At 60.3% G+C, this 15,712-nt stretch carries 16 protein-coding genes; 13 read left to right on the top strand and 3 right to left on the bottom strand.

Annotation, left to right across the window (positions count from 1 at the left end):
- Both ACTHV6_RS04310 and ACTHV6_RS04305 read right to left on the bottom strand, forming a co-directional pair.
- A complete protein-coding gene (locus ACTHV6_RS04310; protein WP_441386041.1) occupies nucleotides 1-837 on the bottom strand; it encodes a proteasome assembly chaperone family protein in 837 nt (278 codons plus the stop codon).
- A 40-nt stretch (nucleotides 838-877) separates the two neighbouring features.
- Nucleotides 878-1,720, bottom strand: a complete 843-nt coding sequence (locus ACTHV6_RS04305; RefSeq protein ID WP_441386040.1) for a RecB family exonuclease — start codon at nucleotides 1,718-1,720, stop codon at nucleotides 878-880.
- Nucleotides 1,721-1,761: 41 nt separating this feature from the next.
- Between ACTHV6_RS04305 and ACTHV6_RS04300 the strand changes: the two genes are divergently transcribed.
- The 6 genes from ACTHV6_RS04300 to ACTHV6_RS04275 all read left to right on the top strand — a co-directional run bounded on the left by ACTHV6_RS04300 (nucleotide 1,762) and on the right by ACTHV6_RS04275 (nucleotide 8,605).
- Nucleotides 1,762-2,808, top strand: a complete 1,047-nt coding sequence (locus ACTHV6_RS04300; protein WP_441386039.1) for a tRNA (adenine-N1)-methyltransferase — start codon at nucleotides 1,762-1,764, stop codon at nucleotides 2,806-2,808.
- Nucleotides 2,809-2,903: 95 nt separating this feature from the next.
- The gene (arc, locus tag ACTHV6_RS04295; RefSeq protein WP_441386038.1) at nucleotides 2,904-4,559 is read left to right on the top strand and encodes a proteasome ATPase; all 1,656 of its coding nucleotides are present in this window, start codon (nucleotides 2,904-2,906) and stop codon (nucleotides 4,557-4,559) included.
- 9 nt (nucleotides 4,560-4,568) lie between these two features.
- Nucleotides 4,569-6,161, top strand: a complete 1,593-nt coding sequence (gene dop / locus ACTHV6_RS04290) for a depupylase/deamidase Dop (RefSeq protein WP_441386037.1) — start codon at nucleotides 4,569-4,571, stop codon at nucleotides 6,159-6,161.
- A gap of 7 nt (nucleotides 6,162-6,168) precedes the next feature.
- Nucleotides 6,169-6,360 carry a ubiquitin-like protein Pup gene (locus ACTHV6_RS04285; protein WP_441386036.1) on the top strand — a complete coding sequence of 64 codons (192 nt, stop codon included), beginning with the start codon at nucleotides 6,169-6,171 and terminating at the stop codon, nucleotides 6,358-6,360.
- Nucleotides 6,360-7,739, top strand: a complete 1,380-nt coding sequence (pafA, locus tag ACTHV6_RS04280; protein ID WP_441386043.1) for a Pup--protein ligase — start codon at nucleotides 6,360-6,362, stop codon at nucleotides 7,737-7,739. The genes ACTHV6_RS04285 and pafA overlap by 1 nt, the downstream gene beginning before the upstream one ends.
- 2 nt (nucleotides 7,740-7,741) lie before the next feature.
- Complete coding sequence (locus tag ACTHV6_RS04275) at nucleotides 7,742-8,605, top strand: FKBP-type peptidyl-prolyl cis-trans isomerase (protein ID WP_441386035.1); 864 nt, start codon at nucleotides 7,742-7,744, stop codon at nucleotides 8,603-8,605.
- Here the strand turns inward: ACTHV6_RS04275 and ACTHV6_RS04270 are convergent.
- On the bottom strand, nucleotides 8,592-9,146 hold the full coding sequence (locus ACTHV6_RS04270) for a hypothetical protein (RefSeq protein ID WP_441386034.1): 555 nt from the start codon (nucleotides 9,144-9,146) through the stop codon (nucleotides 8,592-8,594). The two genes, ACTHV6_RS04275 and ACTHV6_RS04270, sit on opposite strands and share 14 nt — an antisense overlap.
- Before the next feature lie 48 nt (nucleotides 9,147-9,194).
- Between ACTHV6_RS04270 and hisF the strand changes: the two genes are divergently transcribed.
- Genes hisF through lgt form a run of 7 tightly spaced genes read left to right on the top strand, consistent with a single transcriptional unit; the run spans nucleotide 9,195 to nucleotide 15,690 of the window.
- Nucleotides 9,195-9,965 carry an imidazole glycerol phosphate synthase subunit HisF gene (gene hisF / locus ACTHV6_RS04265; RefSeq protein ID WP_441386033.1) on the top strand — a complete coding sequence of 257 codons (771 nt, stop codon included), beginning with the start codon at nucleotides 9,195-9,197 and terminating at the stop codon, nucleotides 9,963-9,965.
- A gap of 2 nt (nucleotides 9,966-9,967) precedes the next feature.
- Nucleotides 9,968-10,339: a phosphoribosyl-AMP cyclohydrolase gene (gene hisI, locus ACTHV6_RS04260; RefSeq protein WP_441386032.1), complete on the top strand. Its 372-nt coding sequence runs from the start codon at nucleotides 9,968-9,970 to the stop codon at nucleotides 10,337-10,339.
- Nucleotides 10,339-11,907 (top strand): chorismate-binding protein, encoded by a 1,569-nt coding sequence (locus ACTHV6_RS04255; protein WP_441386031.1) that lies wholly within the window; start codon nucleotides 10,339-10,341, stop codon nucleotides 11,905-11,907. The genes hisI and ACTHV6_RS04255 overlap by 1 nt, the downstream gene beginning before the upstream one ends.
- Nucleotides 11,908-11,920: 13 nt before the next feature.
- On the top strand, nucleotides 11,921-12,739 hold the full coding sequence (gene trpC, locus ACTHV6_RS04250) for an indole-3-glycerol phosphate synthase TrpC (RefSeq protein WP_441386030.1): 819 nt from the start codon (nucleotides 11,921-11,923) through the stop codon (nucleotides 12,737-12,739).
- 1 nt (nucleotide 12,740) lies between these two features.
- Nucleotides 12,741-13,967: a tryptophan synthase subunit beta gene (trpB, locus tag ACTHV6_RS04245; protein WP_441386029.1), complete on the top strand. Its 1,227-nt coding sequence runs from the start codon at nucleotides 12,741-12,743 to the stop codon at nucleotides 13,965-13,967.
- Nucleotides 13,964-14,755, top strand: coding sequence for a tryptophan synthase subunit alpha (gene trpA, locus ACTHV6_RS04240; RefSeq protein ID WP_441386028.1), 792 nt, complete (start codon nucleotides 13,964-13,966; stop codon nucleotides 14,753-14,755). The genes trpB and trpA overlap by 4 nt, the downstream gene beginning before the upstream one ends.
- Before the next feature lie 20 nt (nucleotides 14,756-14,775).
- On the top strand, nucleotides 14,776-15,690 hold the full coding sequence (gene lgt / locus ACTHV6_RS04235) for a prolipoprotein diacylglyceryl transferase (RefSeq protein ID WP_441386027.1): 915 nt from the start codon (nucleotides 14,776-14,778) through the stop codon (nucleotides 15,688-15,690).
- Nucleotides 15,691-15,712: the final 22 nt, after the last annotated feature.

The raw sequence follows: 15,712 nt of genomic DNA, 5'->3' as shown, positions 1-15,712 counted from the left end.
CTAGTTGTTGTCCTTACCAAGGTCGCGGAGGAATTCTTCAATCTCTTCCACCACATGGCCGCTATCGGCAACCTGCTCCACCTCATCGTCAAAGGCCGTTTCCAACTGGGACACGTAGGTCCCGATCTCTGGGGATTGGCCAGTGAGCTGGGTGATCTGTTCTTCCCATGCGCCGGCGGCATCGGGTAACCCATCGGTATCAATATCAAGATCGAAACACTCGTGCAGAGCCTCAAGGAGAGTGAGCTCTGACTTGGGATTGGGTGGGTCTGCCACGTAATGGGGAACGGAAACCCACGCTTGAGCGGTTGGCACCTGCTGCGAATCGAGCTCTGCACACAGCACGCCCAAGGCGCTCGTGGGGCCGTTGTATTCGAGTGGCTCAATCTTCGGATGGCTCGCGATGAGTTGGGGATCGGTGCCGTATACGCCCCATGGGAAGGGGCGCGTGTGGGGGATGTCCACGAGCTGAGCACCAAGCGTGACAACCAGTGAGGGATTCAAAGCGAGAATATGATCCTTGAATTCCTTGATGAATGTGCGCCAGTTCAGGCTGGGTTCGCTGCCATATCCCACAACGATGTCTTGATCGGGTAGGTGCACGGTGTGCAAAATAACGGCCGGCCAATCGATTTCTGTGCCTTCGGCACGCATACGTTGGACAGGGCGAACATCCTGAAAGTTGAAGTACCGATCATCATCGATGCGTAGGAGTTCTTCGCCCGGGTAGTGATCAACGATGTATTCGGCCAGCCCGCTCCCAGACGCACCGGCATCGGCCCAGCCATTGAGTGCGAGGATCACGATCGGATCAGTGGGGAGCTTTTCGTTTGGCATCGCTACATTCTACAGCTGGCCCCTAGGGCTGACAAAGGCTCTAAGCCGTGGGCGTTTGGGTTGGAGCTTTGGCGGTGCGCAGTTTGGCCACGCCTGCTTGATCGATCGGGGGTGTTTCCCCGCCAAAAGCTGGGCAGAACTCTTTGAACTTGCACCAGTTGCACAGCGGAGAGGTTCTGGTCTCGAACTCACCCGTGTCCATCCTCTCTTCGATGGCAGACCATGTGGAATCAAGTTCCAGGGCAAGTGCATCCACATCGGCGGGTACCGGATCATACGTGAGAGTGCGCCCATCCTTGAGATAGATCAGTTGGGTCCGTGCGGGCAGGGAGCCGCGGGCGATGAACAGCGCGGCGGCGTAGAAGCGCATCTGGAATACGGCATCGCCTTGGAAGCGGGGGTTTGGGGATTTACCCGTCTTGTAATCGACAACACGAAGGGCGCCGTTGGGAGCCTTGTCAATCCGGTCGATGATGCCGCGAATATGGAGGCCCGAAGGGAGCGTAGCGTTAATAAAGGATTCGCGGGCATCTGGACGAAGGAACTGCGGATTTTCCATCTTGAAGTAGTTGCCGATCAGCGTTCGTGCGCTGGTAAACCACGCTTCGAACTCCTGACCGTCCGCAAAAAGTTCTCCATCGGCGGGTGCCTTTTCTAGATGGGCGTTCCACCGTGGCTCAAGAAGCTCCTGTGCAGCCTCCTCTGTTCGGTCCGCTGGCTCTGAATCAAACAGATGCTCCAACACGGAGTGCACAAGCGTTCCGCGCAGTGCCTCAACGGATGGCGGTTCCGGCAGCCCATCGATTGTGCGGAGCCGGAAAAGCAGCGGGCACTGGCGGAAATCCTTCGCGCGTGACGGAGACAGGGCGGCGTGAAAACTCATGAGGTCAGCCTAGCGCGCTCCTCCCACTAGAATGGTGAGCCATGAACAGTGCAGAGCTACGCCGGGGCCCGTTTCGCGCGGGCGAACGGGTCCAGCTGACCGATCCGAAGGGCCGGCAGTACACGATTTCCCTCACCACCAAGGGCTTCTTCCAATCCACCAGAGGATCCTTTCGGCACTCGGAACTGATCGGTGCTGACGAAGGGACTGTAGTTGAAGCGGGCGAAGGCCGCCGATTCCTCGCCCTGCGGCCCCTCGTCTCTGATTATGTGCTCTCCATGCCGCGTGGAGCCACGGTGATCTACCCGAAGGATGCCGCGCAGATCGTTCACACTGCTGATGTGTTCACCGGATCTCGAGTGTTCGAGGCGGGTCTTGGGTCGGGTGCGCTCACACTATCGCTGCTGAGCGCCGTGGGAGCCTCAGGACACGTCTTGTCCGTCGAGCGCCGGCCCGAATTCGCGGAGATTGCTGAGGGTAACGTCACCTCGTGGTATGGCGGAGATACACCTCCGTGGACTGTGGAGATTGGTGAGGCCGATGAGGTTCTTCAGGACCTGCCGGAAGGCGATCGTGATCAGGTCATTCTGGATATGTTGGCTCCATGGGACATGCTCGAAGGAGCTGCTCATGCGCTACGTCCTGGTGGGGTGATACTCGCCTACGTTGCCACCACCACCCAAATGTCGCGCTTCGTTGAGGAACTGAGGCAGAGTGCGTGCTTTACAGAGCCGGTGGCTTCGGAAACGCTAGTGCGCACCTGGCATCTGGACGGTTTGTCCGTGAGGCCCGATCACCGCATGGTGGCCCACACGGGCTTCCTCGTGGTGGCGCGCAGGCTGGCGCCGAACAGCGAGCCACTGACCCTCACGCGCCGTCCGGCAAAGGCCGCCCACTCCGAACCTTTGGCGTGGGAGAACGATATCGCTGAGCGCACAATCTCTGCCAAGAAGCTCCGCCGCGTCAGGAGAGACGTTGCCCATCGGGCCGATGTTGAGGCCAGCGGCGAATCTGATCCCGGGATCCGCGGCAAAGAGATCCAAGAGAAGATCGAATCCGAGCTTCAGGCGAAGACCCAGGAGAAGTAACGGGAGACGCATACGTCCGTCCCAACTGTCGTTTAGGCCACGGCATGAAGTGGACCCATGATCTAAAGTGAGACGGTAGTCAACGAAAGGCAGTAATGAGCCAGACTGGTCCGGACGAAGTGTATGAACTTCGCCAGCAGGTTATGTCCCTCGAGGAAAAGAACGAGCGGCTTTCCTCATCGTTGGTCGCAGCGCGGGATCGCCTTCAGGATATGGGTGAGCAGCTAGACGCGCTGTCCCGCCCTCCTGCTTCTTTTGCCACGTTCCTCAGCGCACGCCATGAGGATCATTCCGTTGACGCTCTGGTTGGCGGCCGCAAGATGAATCTAGCGGCCGGGGCTCGCGTTGACCTGCGGGATCTGCGGCAGGGCCAGGAGCTGCGCCTGAACGAACAGCTGGTTGTTGTGGGAGCCGCTGGATATGAAGAAACTGGTTCGATTGTTCAGATCGAGCTAGTGATCGATTCCCGGCGCGTTCTGGTACGTATCCACCAGGAAGAATCGCGCATCCTCTACATCGCCGGGCGCTTGGACCCTGACCGGCTGCGAGTGGGAGATACCGTTCTGGCCGATCTGCGTAACGGGTTCATCTTGGAGCACGTGGAGCGCCCGGATGTTGAGCACCTCCTACTCGAGGAAGTCCCGGACGTCTCCTATGAGGATATTGGTGGCCTCGGGCCCCAGATCGAACAGATCAAAGACACTGTTGAGCTGCCGTTTGAGCAGCCCGAACTCTACCGCGAACACGGCCTCAAGCCACCCAAGGGCGTTTTGCTCTACGGCCCTCCGGGATGCGGCAAAACGCTGATAGCCAAGGCGGTGGCCACCTCCTTGGCCCATAACGCTGCTGGCCGCTCGGGGGCGGAAACTGCCCGCTCCTACTTCCTCAACATCAAGGGCCCGCAGCTCCTTGACAAGTACGTGGGAGAAACTGAACGCCAGATTCGTGAAATCTTCTCCCGGGCACGGGACCGTGCAGCTCACGGCATCCCTGTGGTGATCTTTTTTGATGAAATGGAAGCCCTGTTCCGCACACGCGGTTCGGGTATCTCCTCTGATGTGGAAACAACTGTTGTGCCGCAGCTACTTGCGGAGATTGACGGCGTGGAGCAGCTGGACAACGTGATTGTGATTGGTGCGTCCAACCGCGAAGATATGATCGACCCGGCAATCCTTCGCCCCGGCAGGCTTGACGTGAAGATCCGCATTGAGCGGCCGCAGTACGACGGCTGTATCGATATCCTCGCGCGCTACCTCACGAGTTCACTGCCGATCAACGAGGCGGAGATAGTTCGTCACGGGGGAGTGGAGGAGGCAGCTGCCGCCCTCCGTCAGGCAACCGCGGATAAACTGTTCGCCCACACGCGTGAGAATGAATATGTGGAGGTCCACTACGCCAGTGGTGAGAAGGAAGTCCTCTATATCGATGAGTTCGTCTCCGGCGCTATGATGGCAGCGATTGTTGACCGCGCGAAGAAGCACGCGATCAAGGATTTGCTGGCCACGGGCCAACGTGGTTTGACCACCGAGCACATGCTCGCGGCAACGGCGGAAGAAACGCGTGAAAACGAAGAAATCGCTACCATCACCAACCCGGACGAGTGGGCCCGCGTGAACGGCCGCTCGCGCAGCGAACGGGTGACCATGGTGCGCCCGATTGGCGGGCGCGCGGTTGTTCTTCCCGCCACCGAGGAATCCGGTGCCCGCGGCGTGAATGAGTGGAACAACGTGATCCCCGACGATCTGATCTGAGGAGTGGACATGACAGCACGACGCATTATCGGTATGGAAACCGAATACGGGATTCTGGAGCCGATGGATCCCTACGCCAACTCCATTGAGCTTTCCGCACGGGTTGTGGAAGGGTACGCGGCCCATGGATCATCCGCCGGTGGACAGGGCGGTGTGCAGTGGGATTTTCATGGCGAGGATCCACTCAACGATGCTCGGGGATACCGGTTGGAGCGGGCATCGGCTGATCCCTCCCAGCTTACAGATGATCCCGATCAGCTAGCCCCATCGGGAACGCATCTACAGAACGTGGCTCGGCCTGAAGAGGGCCAATACGTTCATCCGCGTGCCGCCAACACGGTCTTGACAAATGGGGCACGCCTGTACGTTGATCATGCTCACCCCGAGTACTCATCCCCGGAAACCTCCAATCCTCGAGAGGCGGTGCTGTGGGATCGCGCCGGTGAGAACGTGATGCGTGAGGCGATGGAGTTCGCCAAGCAATCTGGGCGCGAGATTATCCTGTATAAGAACAACGTGGATGGAAAGGGCGCCGCCTACGGCTCCCACGAGAACTACCTCATGCGGCGCGAGGTTCCTTTCTCCGATGTGATCCGCTACATGACTCCGTTTTTCGTGACCCGCCCGATTATCTGCGGCGCAGGCCGTGTAGGACTGGGCCAGCGCAGCGAACAAAGCGGTTTCCAGATCTCACAGCGTGCAGATTACGTGGAAAACGATGTTGGGCTAGAAACGACGTTCAACCGGCCCATCATCAATACGCGCGATGAACCGCATGCTGATGCCAACAAGTGGCGCAGGCTCCACGTGATTGGTGGGGATGCCAACTTGTTTGACGTGTCCAACCTCCTCAAGGTGGGGACCACCTCGCTTCTGCTCTGGCTGCTCGAATCGGGAGAAATCCCTCTGGATCTCGATTCGCTGATGCTGGACGATCCGGTCACGGCAACGTGGATTGTTTCTCAGGATCCCACGCTGAAAGTAAAGCTGGAGATGCACGACGGTTCGGAGCGGACAGCTCTGGACATTCAGCAGGCCTACCTTGACGTCATCCGAGGAGCCGTAGAACGGGCGGGCCAGCCTGACTTCGATACGGATGAGATTCTCACGTTGTGGCAGCAGGTTCTGGATGCCCTGAAGAAGGATGTGTTTTCGGCAGCCAAGCAGGTTGAATGGGTGGCGAAGTACCAGCTGATGGAGGGCATGCGCCAACGCGGCGGCCTCAGCTGGGATAACGACAAACTGCGCGCCCTCGACGTTCAGTGGCACGATGTCCGCCCTGAGCGTTCGATCGTGGCCCGGCTGGACGCGGCTGGAGCAGTGGATCGAATCTTCAGCCCACATGAAGTGGACTATGCTACCCATCACGCACCGGAAGCCACGCGCGCCTACCTACGCGGTGGCCTGATCGAGCACTACCCGCAGAACGTCTCCTCAGCTGGCTGGGACGGTATCACGCTGGATATCCCTGGATACCGCGATCTGGTCCGCATCCCCACACCTCGCCCATCCCGGGGAACATATGAGTTGGTAGGGGACATGCTGGAGGATTCCACGTCAATCGAAGATTTCCTCGTGCGCCTCACGGGCGCACGCAACTAGGAGAGAAATGTCTAGTCAAGAACAAGAATTCGCACAACACCGCCGTCAGGTTGAAGAGTCTGAGCAGGTAGAACTGCCTCAGGCACAGGCACAAACCCAGAGCAATCAGGTTGATTCCCTGCTTGATGAAATCGATTCGGTGTTGGAAACAAACGCCTCGGCCTTCGTGCAGGGCTTCGTGCAAAAGGGCGGACAGTGATTCCACGTCGTGTCATGGGCATTGAGACCGAATACGGCCTCACATGTGCCTCCCTGAACGGAGGCACACCGCCCTTGGATCCTGAAGAATCCGCCCAACGCCTGTTTATGCCGGTGATCTCGCAGAGCCGCTCCACAAACACGTTCTTGGGTAATGGCTCGCGCCTGTATTTGGATGTGGGCTCCCATCCCGAGTACGCATCTGCCGAATGCGATTCGATCGACGATCTGTTGGCCAATGATCGCGCGGGAGAACTTCTTTTCGCGAAGCTGGCAGAGCAAGCCAACGGCGAACTGGCCGAAGAAAACGTGGCCGGGGCGATCCACCTGTTCAAGAATAATCTGGACGCTGAAGGCAACTCGTTTGGCTGCCACGAGAATTATCTGGTTCGCCGGCGTCCGGATTATCGAGCACGCATTTCATCGATGGTTCCCTACTTCGTCACCCGGCAGATCGTCACGGGCGCAGGCCACCTTGCCAAAGGCGAGGACGGAACAGTCACCTATGAATTCTCGCAGCGTGCGCGCCAGATGTGGGACGCGATCTCATCTGCCTCCACACGTTCACGCCCGATGATCAACACTCGCGATGAACCGCACGGTGACGCGGAGAAGTACCGCCGCATGCACGTGATCGTTGGCGATTCCAACATCGCCCAGCCCACGACGGCTCTGAAAGTGGCGGCCACCGAGGCCATTTTGGTCATGATTGAGGACGGGGGGATTCTTCCCCGGTTCACTCTTGCTGACCCGATGGAGGCGATCCGCGCCACGAGCGCCGATCTGACGGGCCGAGTGCCTCTGGCTTTGGAAGGGGGCGGCACCGCCACTCCGCTAGAGATCCAGCGCAGAACGCGCGAGGCGGTTCTGGCCCACTTCGATAAGAAGGGCTATACGCCAGAGTTGGACGGCACGCGCAGCTACCTGCTAGATCTGTGGGGACGCGCGATCGAAGCCGTGGATAGTGGCGATTATTCGGGTATCGTCACGGAGATTGATTGGGCGGCCAAGCTCAACATCATGTCACGATACTGCGAACGTGGTGGCCTGACGTTGGCAGACCCGCGCATCGCCCGGCTAAACCTTGCCTACCACGACATCACGGCCAATGGCCTGCGCGCTTCGATGGAAAAGTCCGGCATGCTCCGTACGATCCTCCCTGACGGCGCCGCAGAAAACGCAATGGTCACACCCCCGCAAACAACTCGGGCCAAGATCCGCGGCGAATTTGTGGCCGCGGCTCAGGAGCAGCGCCGGGACTACATGGCCGATTGGATGAACCTGCGCCTCATGGAAGCTCAGGGAGCCCGCACGGTTGTCCTCAAAGATCCGTTTGCCACGGTAGATAGCGCGGCAGAGGCACTCATGGCGGAGATCTAGCCATGCACCGGCGCCCAGTTGCCTTCGCGGTATCCCTAGTTCTGGCAGCCTCTGCTCTTGCGGCCTGTTCGCAGGAGGAGCCGATAGACGCCGCCGTCAATGGAAATCTGGGCGCCCCGGTCACCATTTCGGTGACGGGCGAGGACGTACCGGAAGAGACAACCAAAGAGGTAGCGATTGCCGGCGAAGGCCGCGAGCTCGGCGAGGATGACTCCGTGCTCATGCGTGCCACCTCGTTCGATTCGAGGACCGGCTCCATCATCGAATCCTACGATACGGGGAAGATCAGGCTCACAACGGTCAACGATGATGGCTTGGGTGAACTGGCCACCCAGCTGGTGGGGGAACGCGAGGGAACCCGGTTGGTAGTCATCAGTCCAGGGCTTGCAAGCGGGCAAAATGCGGCGGAAATCGTCGTCGTCGATATTCTTCCCACCTCGGCCTCTGGCGAAGAAACCCCGCTCCCGGACCCCACACCCAAAGGAATGCCCACACTGGACAATCCCCGCGAAACCGAACCCGCGATCTCAAAAGGCGGTGGCGAGATCCCCGAACTTGCCACCGTGACCCTGCTGCGCGGATCCGGCCAGCAGGTTGAGGCTGCCGATACGGTGATCATGCAGTATGTTTCCGCCGATTCGGAGGGAAAGAATGCTCAGTCTACGTGGGAGGATGGCGCGCCAGTAGCGGCGAATCTCCACGATGTCATGGAGGGGCTGCAGATCGGCCTCACCGATCAATACGTTGGGTCACGTGTGGTTGTTCTGGTCCCGAGTTCTCAGGCTCAAGGTGACGGAGACGTGGCATTCATCGTGGATATTCTCGCATCTCTGCCACCAAGTGATGACGGCGCTACTGATTTCTAATGCGCCACGTAGCCTTCACCGGGCTATCCCACTGCGTCAATAGCTCGGTGTGCTGGGCTTCCCACATGTCCCACCACGAGGTGCCCGCCCCCTCACGCAATTCAACGCGCTGGCGGCGCAGCGATGCGGGGGCATCAATCCACACGGAACCGTCCAGCAGAGGCGCCAGTTCCTTGCTGGAGGAACCGCAGCCCACGAGGATCAGAATCCGGGCCGTGCCCACCGCGGGTACCCGCTCGATGTGGCCCCATGTCCCGCCGATCCAGTCCCACGCGCGCAGCCTGCAGGCACCATCGGCCCGAAAATCCGGGAGCGCATCCTCCGCCAACGTAGCCGTCCCGCCTACAAGTCCGGACCACCCCTCGATGAATCGCTCAACCTCCATGATGGTCACGGGGCCGTGGCTGGCAAGCTCGCCAGCGAGCATCCCGGCGAACCGTGTTTTGCCCGCGCCGGTTCGCCCATCGATGGCAATAACCGCGTGTTGCGGAAGGGCTGCGCGTGTGATGGCGCGTGCGATATGCGAGCTGGACGAATACATGCCAACTAGCATATCCGGGGTAACCTGTCCTAGAACGAGAGGAGCCCGATGACCGCCGCAATACGCGTTATTCCCTGTCTGGACGTCTCGGCTGGACGAGTTGTTAAGGGAGTGAACTTCAAGAACCTGCGCGATGCCGGAGATCCGGTGGAACTCGCGCGGCTTTACGATCACCATCGGGCCGATGAGATTACTTTTTTGGACGTGTCGGCCACGGCCGATGGGCGCGGGACCATGCTGGATGTGGTGACCTCAACTGCTGAGCAGGTTTTCGTGCCGCTCACGGTGGGTGGGGGGATCCGAAGCGTTGCCGATGTGCGCGTACTGCTGGAGGCCGGCGCGGATAAGATCGAAATTAACAGCGCTGCGGTGGGACGGCCCGAACTGATCACGGAGATTGCGAATCAGTTCGGCAATCAGGTTGTGGTGCTTTCCGTTGACGCCCGCCGAGTGAGCGGCGATGTCCACACGCCCTCCGGCTACGAGGTCACCACCCACGCGGGCAAGCGCGGAACCGGCATCGATGCCCTGGAATGGGCGCACCGTGGCCAAGAACTGGGTGCGGGGGAGATCCTGCTCAACTCGATGGATGCGGACGGAACGGAATCCGGGTTTGATCTGGAAATGACCTCCCGTGTGCGCGACACCATGCATCTTCCCCTCATCGCTTCTGGCGGGGCGGGGAAAGTTGAGGATTTCGCCGAAGCCGTTCGGGCCGGGGCCGATGCCGTGTTGGCTGCGTCCGTTTTTCATTTTGGTACGTTGACGATCGCGCAGGTCAAGGATCACCTGCGCGCCGAGGGATTCGAAGTTAGGTGACGATGGCCGATAACTTGCCAGAAGATCTGGAAGGGCGCCTGCGGTTCGATGGCGCTGGGCTGATTGCAGCCGTTGTGCAGGATGCTGAAAACGATCAAGTGCTCATGGTGGGCTACATGGATCGCGTTGCGCTTGCGCGCACTCTGACGAGCGGGCGCGTGTGGTTCTGGTCCCGCAGCCGGAAGGAGTATTGGCGTAAGGGCGATACCTCCGGCCACGTGCAATTCGTCCGCTCTGTCGCGTTGGATTGCGATGGTGATTGCGTGCTGGTGCGCGCTGTCCAAGTTGGGGCGGCGTGCCACACGGGCGAGCGTTCGTGCTTCGAGGCCGGGGGCGAAATCCCGGCGGTCGTTCTTCCGAACGAGGCCTCCTAATGGATCTTCGTTGGGGAGCCGTGTGGCCAACGCGCGAGCACTTCGAGGAGCTCGCACGCGACCGCCGTGTTATTCCGGTGGTCAAGAAGGTTCTGGTTGATGATCCGGGGCCGGTGGGAATCTACCGGCGACTGGCCGAAGGAACGGGCACCTTCATTCTGGAATCTGCGGAGTTCGATGGGGCGTGGAACCGTTGGTCCTTCGTTGGCGTGAGCTCTCAGGCCCAACTTGTCGCGCGCGGCGGGCAGGCCGAATGGATCGGCGCGGTTCCTGAGGGCGTCACGGCGAAAGGCACGGCAACTCAGCTGCTGGAATCGGCCCTGACGGAGTTACACACTGAACGCATCGAGGGGCTGCCTCCGCTCACGGGAGGATTGGTTGGGGCGCTCGGATGGGACACACTGTTCGATTGGGAGCCGAATCTGCGCCGGCAGGCCCCCCGTGAACTGGACACCCCCGATGCCGTCATGTGCCTGGTCACCGATATGGTGGCTGTGGATCACCACGAAGGCACCATTTGGCTCATTTCCAATGCGGTGAACTCCAATAGCCGGGAGAGCGGCGTGGCCGAAGCCTACGATCGTGCGGTGGGACGGATCGCGGCCATGGAAGAATCGTTGGCGCGGCCCGAATCGTTGAACGCAGCCGGCATCAGCGATCAGCCGGCGCGCGAACCAGTGCTCCGCACCTCGCAGCCGCTCTATGAGGAGGCCGTGCTCCGAGGAAAAGAAGCCATACGCGATGGTGAAGTGTTCCAAGTTGTGCTTTCCCAGCGCGCAGATATCGCCTGCGAATCTGATCCCTTGGACGTGTACCGGGTGCTGAAGACCTTCAATCCGAGTCCTTACATGTACTGCTTGCGGCTCGCGGATGGGACCGAGGAGGGCTTCTCCGTGGTGGGGTCCTCGCCGGAAACCCTCATGCGAGTGACAGATGAAACGCTTGTGACGTTCCCGATTGCCGGATCGCGCCCACGCGGGGCAACCCCCGCCGAAGATCGCAGCCTCGCCGCCGAACTGCTGGCGGACCCGAAGGAGATCTCCGAACACGTCATGCTCGTGGACTTGGCGCGCAACGATCTTGCGAAAGTATGCGTGCCGGGAACCGTGGAAGTTATGGAGTTCATGGAGGTGAAGCGATTTAGCCACATCATGCACATTTCTTCTACGGTGTCCGGCGAACTCGCGCCGGAATCGAGCGCTGTTGATTGCTTTGCCGCCACGTTCCCGGCAGGAACACTCTCCGGAGCACCCAAGCCCCGCGCGATCGAATTGATCGACAGTTTGGAGGTGGCCCGGCGTGGCATCTACGGTGGGGTCATCGGCTACTTCGATTTCTCTGGTGACGCTGATTTGGCTATCGCGATCCGCACGGCGGTACTCGCACACGGGCGGGCCTCCGTTCAGGCGGGGGCGGGGATTGTTGCTGAATCAGTACCGGAGACGGAGTTCATCGAAACAAGGAACAAGGCGGCGGCCGCCGTGCGGGCGATTCAAATAGCTGGCACGCTCGAAGCTTCTGGACAGGCGGAGGCCCGGGTGGGCCAACGCGATATGGTAAAACCCTAGGGACGGAGGAACCATGACGGTGTTGGACGAAATCATCGTTGGCGTCCGCGAAGATCTCGCCCTGCGCGAGGAGCGGGTGAGTCTTGACCAGCTCAAGGAGCGGGCATCACGGATTCCCAGCGCGCTCAACGCGGAGGCGGCCCTGCGGGGTGGAAATCACCGCAGCGTCACGATCATCGCCGAATGCAAGCGCTCTAGTCCCTCCAAGGGGGCGCTGGCTCAAATTGCCGATCCGGCCGCCCTTGCAGCCTCCTACGAAGCGGGGGGCGCCGCCGCCATCTCCGTGCTGACCGAGCAGCGCCGATTCAACGGCTCGCTTGCCGATCTGGATCAGGTGCGCGCCGCAGTGGACATTCCGGTGTTGCGCAAGGACTTTGTGGTTACTCCCTATCAGATTTGGGAGGCGCGGGCACACGGCGCCGATATTGTGCTGCTCATCGTGGCGGCCCTCGAGCAAACGGTTCTGACCTCCTACATCGAACGCGTGCATTCTCTCGGGATGACGGCTCTCGTGGAGGCCCACGATCGTGAGGAGGCGCGCCGTGCTATCGATGCCGGTGCGCGTGTGGTGGGCGTGAACGCCCGTAACCTCAAAACGCTCACGGTTGATCGCGGCGTGTTCGAGCAGGTGGTCGAGGTCCTGCCGGCCGATGTGATCCGAGTTGCCGAATCGGGGGTTCGCGGCAATCAGGATGTTCTTGACTACGCCCGAAGCGGGGCGGACACGGTGCTTGTTGGTGAGGCACTCGTAACAAGTGGTGATCCGGCGGGGGCTATCCGCGACATGGTGGCGGTTGGTCAGCACCCATCACTCGATGCAATGGAGAGATAACGTGAGTGAGAGTCTGAGCGGGGCTAGCGGCCCGTACTTTGGAGAATTTGGGGGGCGCTTCGTTCCCGAGGCGTTGATGAGTGCGCTTGATGATCTGGGCCGCGCCTGGGATCGGCTGAAGGTGGATCCTGAGTTTCGTGCGGAGCTTGATCACCTGAATCGCACGTATTCTGGGCGTCCGTCCATCATCACTGAAGTTCCCAAGTTCGCCGCACACTGCGGAAACGCCCGAGTGATCTTGAAGCGCGAGGATCTCAATCACACGGGTTCCCACAAGATCAATAACGTGTTGGGGCAGGCGCTTCTCACGCGATCGGTGGGCAAGACGCGCGTGATTGCTGAAACAGGGGCCGGCCAGCACGGTGTGGCCACGGCAACGGCGGCCGCGCTGCTCGGGCTGGACTGCACGGTGTACATGGGTGCTGAGGATGTTCGCCGTCAGGCGTTAAACGTAGCGCGAATGGAGCTGCTGGGCACGCGAGTTGTGTCCGTTTCCAACGGTTCGGCCACGTTGAAAGATGCCATCAACGAAGCGTTCCGTGACTGGGTCACGAACGTTGATACCACCAATTACATATTTGGCACGGCCGCCGGCCCCCACCCGTTCCCTGGGTTGGTTCGCGATCTCCAGAAGATCATCGGCGAAGAGGCCCGCGCGCAGGTGCTGGAGTTGACGGGGCACCTCCCGGATATCGTGTGTGCGTGTATCGGGGGAGGGTCCAACGCTATTGGCATGTTCAACGCTTTCCTGGATGATCCTTCCGTTCGGCTCTATGGCTTTGAGGCCGGGGGCGATGGCGTGGATTCTGGGCGCACGGCCGCTTCGATCAACGCTGGCACGCTCGGGATTTTTCAGGGCTCCAAGAGCTACCTGATGCAGGATGAGGACGGGCAAACGATCGAATCACATTCGATTTCCGCCGGTTTGGATTATCCGGGCGTGGGGCCAGAGCACTCCTGGTTGGCCGGGTTGGGAAGGGCTGAGTATCGCCCGATTAACGACGACGACGCCATGGAGGCATTCCGGCTGTTGTGCCAAGAAGAAGGCATCATTCCCGCCATCGAATCTGCCCATGCGCTTGCCGGTGCCATCAAGCTGGGGCGTGAGGCCGCGGAAGCTGGGGATTCGGCTCCCACGATCTTGGTGAATCTGTCCGGGCGCGGAGATAAGGATGTCTCCACCGCTATGGACTACTTCGGTATTGAAGGCAAGGGGGAGGAACAGTGAGAACTGGCGAGGCGATTGATGCACGGAAGGGCGCAGATACCGCTGCCTTCATTGGCTATCTTCCCGCAGGCTTCCCGGACGGGGATCTCAGTGTTCGCGCCGTGAAAGAGCTGGCAGCTGGTGGCGCGGACATCATCGAAATTGGCTTGCCATACTCCGATCCCACAATGGATGGCGGAACAATCCAAGTGGCAGGTCAGCAGGCGCTGAAGAACGGCTTCCGGGTTCGTGACGTTTTCCGTCACGTGGAGGCGGTGGCAAATGCCGGGGTAGTGCCGCTTATCATGACCTACTACAACCTCGTGTTCCGCTACGGAGTTGATGATTTTGCACGCGACTTTGCGAATGCGGGTGGCGCGGGGCTCATCACACCTGATCTGATCCCTGACGAGGCGGGCGATTGGATCGCCGCCTCAGATACGTACGATCTGGATCGCATCTTTTTGGTTGCCCAGTCCTCTCGGGACCGCCGGCTTGCCGCAACGGCGGCTGCCTCACGGGGTTTTGTGTATGCGGCCTCCACCATGGGCGTGACGGGAACTCGCGATTCGCTTGATGCAGGAGCGCGCAGCCTCGTGGAGCGAACCCGGGCTGCCGGTGCGGAACGTGTGTGCCTTGGCATCGGCGTGTCCACGCCTGAACAGGCGAGGGAGGTTGCTGGGTACGCGGACGGTGTTATCGTGGGTTCGGCGCTGGTACGATGCCTATTCGATCAAGATGAGGCCCATGCGCTATCTTCGCTGCGCGATGCAGCGGAACAGCTGGCTGCTGGAGCGCACGGGGAATAACTACCTCTGGAAGGAACTTCATGGTTCTGGCATCCATCCCGTCACCCTCGCAGGCCGAGTGGTACATCGGGCCGTTTCCGCTTCGGGCATACGCGATCGCCATTATTCTTGGCATCATTGTTGCCTGGTGGTGGATGGATCGCAGATACACGCGTAAGGGTGGCCCTGAGGACGTCAGCATCGATATCGCCGTGTGGGCGGTTATATTCGGCATCCTTGGCGGGCGGATCTACCACGTCATCACCGATTACCAGCTGTACTTCGGGCCGGGCAAGGACCCGTGGCGTGCGCTCTACATATGGGAGGGTGGCCTCGGGATCTGGGGTGCCATTGCCCTAGGCGGCGTTGGCGTGTTCATTGCGATGCGCAGGCGCGGGTTACGAATGCTCCCGATGGCGGACGCGCTGGCGCCCGCGTTGCTTGTGGCTCAGGCGCTAGGGCGCTGGGGCAATTACTTTAATCAGGAGCTGTACGGTAAGCCCACCGATGTTCCGTGGGCGCTGGAGATCGATCCAGCCCATATGGTCGGCGGCTATCCCACCGGTACAACGTTCCATCCCACGTTCCTCTACGAATCATTGTGGTGCATCGCAGGGGCCGTGCTGCTCGTGAGCGTAGAGAAGCGCTTGCGGTTGGTGGGGGGCCAGCTGTTCGCTGCCTATGGCATGTTCTACACGGCCGGGCGCGTGTGGATCGAAATGATGCGCATAGATGATGCGCATCACATTTTAGGACTTCGTCTTAATGTGTGGACTTCGATCATCTTATTCTGTGTCGCCCTGGTGGCGTTGATCGTGCTGAGGAAGCGGTACGAGGCACATCCGGAGCGTAATGATATTTGGCTGAGTGATGAGGCGCGAGAGGCGTATGAAAACTCGCGTGACTCCACACCTGCGGAGGCTTCCGAGGAAAGCGATACACCCGCGGAAACATAGCCGAAACATTCGTGAAACTATA

The organism is Ancrocorticia sp. (assembly GCF_052089425.1).
Classification (GTDB): domain Bacteria; phylum Actinomycetota; class Actinomycetes; order Actinomycetales; family Actinomycetaceae; genus Ancrocorticia.
Note: the sequence above shows the minus strand (reverse complement) of the source record. Positions and strands in the feature narration are given on the sequence as shown.